This window comes from Geobacillus sp. ZGt-1 (assembly GCF_001026865.1).
GTDB lineage: Bacteria > Bacillota > Bacilli > Bacillales > Anoxybacillaceae > Geobacillus > Geobacillus thermoleovorans.
In genome coordinates, this window is record NZ_LDPD01000015.1 from 21,353 (window position 1) to 24,585 (window position 3,233).

5 protein-coding genes and 1 pseudogene are annotated in these 3,233 nt (G+C 55.8%); 4 read left to right on the forward strand and 2 right to left on the reverse strand.

What is annotated here, in order from left to right:
* A partial coding sequence (locus tag VU18_RS06290) for an MFS transporter (protein ID WP_152668823.1) occupies positions 1 to 584 on the forward strand: 584 nt, incomplete at its 5' end.
* Positions 585 to 718: 134 nt separating this feature from the next.
* Positions 719 to 1,468, forward strand: a complete 750-nt coding sequence (locus tag VU18_RS06295; RefSeq protein ID WP_011230940.1) for a hypothetical protein — start codon at positions 719 to 721, stop codon at positions 1,466 to 1,468.
* Here the strand turns inward: VU18_RS06295 and VU18_RS06300 are convergent.
* Positions 1,458 to 2,120, reverse strand: a complete 663-nt coding sequence (locus VU18_RS06300) for an SIMPL domain-containing protein (RefSeq protein WP_014195621.1) — start codon at positions 2,118 to 2,120, stop codon at positions 1,458 to 1,460. The genes VU18_RS06295 and VU18_RS06300 overlap by 11 nt on opposite strands.
* A gap of 20 nt (positions 2,121 to 2,140) precedes the next feature.
* On the reverse strand, positions 2,141 to 2,269 hold the full coding sequence (locus VU18_RS21045; protein ID WP_013145587.1) for a hypothetical protein: 129 nt from the start codon (positions 2,267 to 2,269) through the stop codon (positions 2,141 to 2,143).
* Between the two features lie 159 nt (positions 2,270 to 2,428).
* Between VU18_RS21045 and VU18_RS06305 the strand changes: the two genes are divergently transcribed.
* Together VU18_RS06305 and VU18_RS21235 are read left to right on the forward strand one after the other, a co-directional pair.
* Positions 2,429 to 3,073: a 5-bromo-4-chloroindolyl phosphate hydrolysis family protein gene (locus tag VU18_RS06305; RefSeq protein ID WP_014195622.1), complete on the forward strand. Its 645-nt coding sequence runs from the start codon at positions 2,429 to 2,431 to the stop codon at positions 3,071 to 3,073.
* Between the two features lie 2 nt (positions 3,074 to 3,075).
* Positions 3,076 to 3,233: pseudogene (locus tag VU18_RS21235) on the forward strand (toxic anion resistance protein); the annotation flags it as partial.

Sequence of the window (3,233 nt, forward strand, 5' to 3'; positions counted from 1 at the left end):
ATCCCACGGCTTTAGCCGTGCGGAGTGTCAAACAGCTTGACTTGCTGATCCCGGTATATACAAAAGAAACGGTCGAAGCCGAAACATTGGCAGGATGGACGATTGACGGCGCGAGCGCCTTTAGTTGGCTCATTGCCGAAAACGGTCTGTTGGTCGCACTATGCACGGTGGCTGTGACGCGTTGGATGTCTCGCTACTCGGAGCGGCAGGCGTTTGTCGGTTCATCCGTCTTATACGGCATCTCGATGTGGCTGTTTAGTCAAACGTCTTCGCTGCTCGGATTGATCGCGGTCATGGCGCTGTTTACGCTGGCTGAGTTGATGACAGCTGGCTTGCAGCAGTCGTTCATTTCCCGCTTGGCTCCGGAGGCGATGCGCGGCCAATATTTTGCCGCCGCCAGTCTCCGTTTTACGATTGGGCGGATGTTGGCGCCGCTGTCGCTCGCCGCGGCGGAATGGATCGGCTATGCATGGACGTTTGTTGTCCTTGGGATGCTGGCGCTAGGAAGCGCGGCCTTATACGCCTGGATGTTTCAACAAGTCGGGCGGCGAATGGAGCAACCGAACGCTTCGTTTTCGCGATAATGGGCGGTGCAAACGGCTATCCGTTTTTCGCTCAGGCGGGTATAATAAAAAGCGCACCGTTGTTCGTGTAACATATATTCCCTGTCTCTGACATAAAGTGGAACTAGGCAGCGAGAAGGAGAGGGGAAGCGCTCATGAAACCGCGCGTGTTCGAACCGGATGCCATTGAGGGGGAAACGGGAAGCCGCGGCGGTCAGAACGGCGCCGCGGCGTTGGCGCGCAGCGAAAAGAGGCAGCAGGCGCGCGTTTTGTCTCGGGAAAAGAGGAGAAAAAAGCAATACCGTCTCATCGGCTGGCTGCTTGTCGCCATCGTCGTTCTGTGGGGGGCGAGCACGCTTCTTTGGAGCGGGTATGGGGCGTTGAAGACGGCCGCGAGCCGAGAAATGGCCATTATGCGTTTAAAAGATGCGATCGAAGACCGCGATGTGGCCGCTTTGCAGGCGATGCTGCGGGTGACGGAGGAAAGCGTGCCGATCAACGAGAAAACGTTGGCGCCGTTGTTCGCGTATGTGGAACGGCACCCAGAAGCGTATAAACAGCTAGATCGGGAGTTTGCCCGCCAGCGCAAGAGCGGCCACGTGTATATTAAAGGATTGACATCTTACCCGCCGGTGTTTACGATTCATGTGTTTGAGGACCGGTATGTGTTTGAGCCAGCCCTCTATTTTCTCCATGTGCGCGTCGATGATCCGGAGGCGTCGCTTGTCGTCAATGGGGTGAAAACGGAAGAGGAGGCGACGAAAGACCCATTTGTCAAAAAAATCGGCCCGTATTTGCCGGGCGCATACGCTGTGACCATCGTCCATTCGAACGGGAAAAAGAAAACCACCCGCGTCGAGCTGTTTGGCGGCGCTCGTGTCCATGAAGTCGACATCACGAAATGAACGAATAAGCAAATACCGCTTCCACGACGGCGGTAATGACAACATCTTGCGTCTGCACAGGCGGCGCTGATGAGGGAACGCTGAGAACAGCCGGACCGTATGGCGTCGGCCGGATCGATGACTGTTCTTTCAGTTCAATCGGCGTGTCATAAAGAGGCAAGCTGAGAGCGCGGGCGATGGCCAGCGCTTTTTCTTTGGCGTTTTTCACGGCCAACGCCAATGCCTGCTGGTAATAGGCTTGTTCGTTTGCTAGACGGAATTCCAAGCCGCGGGCGAGGTTTGCTCCATGGGCAACGGCCGCCTCGTAAATGGCGCCGGCTTTTTTAGGGTCGCGGACGGTGATTTCAAGCCAATGTTCGACTCCATAGCTGGATAATACGTCGGCTCCATTGTGATGTTCGTATTGGGGATAGATGGAAAACGCCGTCGTCTCCAAATCTTCTGTTTGCACGCCAAGCGCCTTGAGTGCTCCAATGACTGCGTCGGTGCGTTTCGCGTTGTCAGCAAGCGCTTCTTGAATATGGACGTGTTCGGTGCGCACCCCGAGCGCAATGAGGACGGTGTCTGGCTTGGCGATGACTGTCCCTTGGCCGGTGACGGTCAGTGCGGCGCGGGAGGCGGTTGGCGGTGTGGGGCGGTGCCAAGGCTGCATCGTGTTCCCTCCTTCTGCTGTTAGGCAGTTTTTTTGTCATCATCCGCCGCCTGCCAATAGTAGACGCGCGGCAGTCCGGCATAGCACCAATATTCTTTCAACAGCGAGATCGCGACAAAGGAGACAAGCTGCCAATTGATCGCTTTCATCCCGATTCCCCTTTCGATGGCCCTGTTACTATAGCCTATTCGAAACGGCCATTGTCCTATGCGCGCCGTCCAGTTGGCGATGAAACTTCTTTGGGCGCTTGTACGTATCATGGAATGGACATGCTATAATGAAAGAAAAGATAAAGAAGGAGAGGGACAATGAAGCAGCTGCTTCGTACGATATGGCGTTGGTTTGTCTCATGGAACGCAGGGGTCATCGTCGCGGTGATCGTATTCATCACTGCTGATTTTCGCTTTTGGCCTTCGATTTTATCCGGAATGGGGGCGATGTGGGGGGTGTCCGCCATCATGAAAAGGCGGCATCATCGCCTGCCGGCTGATGTGTCCGCTGAGGAGCTTGTCTACGTTCGCAGCCAGCTTGGCGAAGCGCGCGCGTTATGGAAGCGGCTGCGTCGCGCTCGCTATCGGCTTCGTTCTGTGGTGATGTGGCAAACGGTTTCCCGGTTGAGTGCCATCGTCGATCGAATCATTCGCGCCATCGAGCAACAACCACATCAACTGCGCCTCGCCCAGCCATTTTTCTTAAACGAATGGCCGACGGCGGTGGAGATGGTGGAGAAATACGTTTATTTGGCGCAGCAGCCGGTGCAAAGCGCCGATATGGCAAAAGCGTTGCAGGAGACGGAAAGAGTGCTTGACGAGCTGACTTCAGCGGCTGAACGGCAGTTGCTTGAGGTGTTATCGAACGACATCTGGTCGCTGCAAACGGAAGCGAAATGGCTCGAGCGATCGCTCCGACAATCGGATGGGCTTCGTCTGCCGCTGTCAAAGAAAGGAGAATGACGATGGACGAACGGAATCACGGGATGGAATCGACGGATTGGCTGCAAGGGCTGGAACGGACAAGTTCCCTTGATGAGCTGCTTGCAAAGCCGTTTTCTTCGCCGGCCGAATCGCGGCTCAAGGAGGAAGAAAAGCCGGCGCGCGCGCTTGATGCGTTGAA

Excerpts from the sequence above, each read along its gene's own strand:
- VU18_RS21045 (WP_013145587.1), bottom strand. The coding sequence starts at position 2,269 with ATGAAAGCGATCAATTGGCAGCTTGTCTCCTTTGTCGCGATCTCGCTG.
- VU18_RS06300 (WP_014195621.1), bottom strand. The coding sequence starts at position 2,120 with ATGCAGCCTTGGCACCGCCCCACACCGCCAACCGCCTCCCGCGCCGCA.
- VU18_RS06305 (WP_014195622.1), top strand. The coding sequence starts at position 2,429 with ATGAAGCAGCTGCTTCGTACGATATGGCGTTGGTTTGTCTCATGGAAC.
- VU18_RS06295 (WP_011230940.1), top strand. The coding sequence starts at position 719 with ATGAAACCGCGCGTGTTCGAACCGGATGCCATTGAGGGGGAAACGGGA.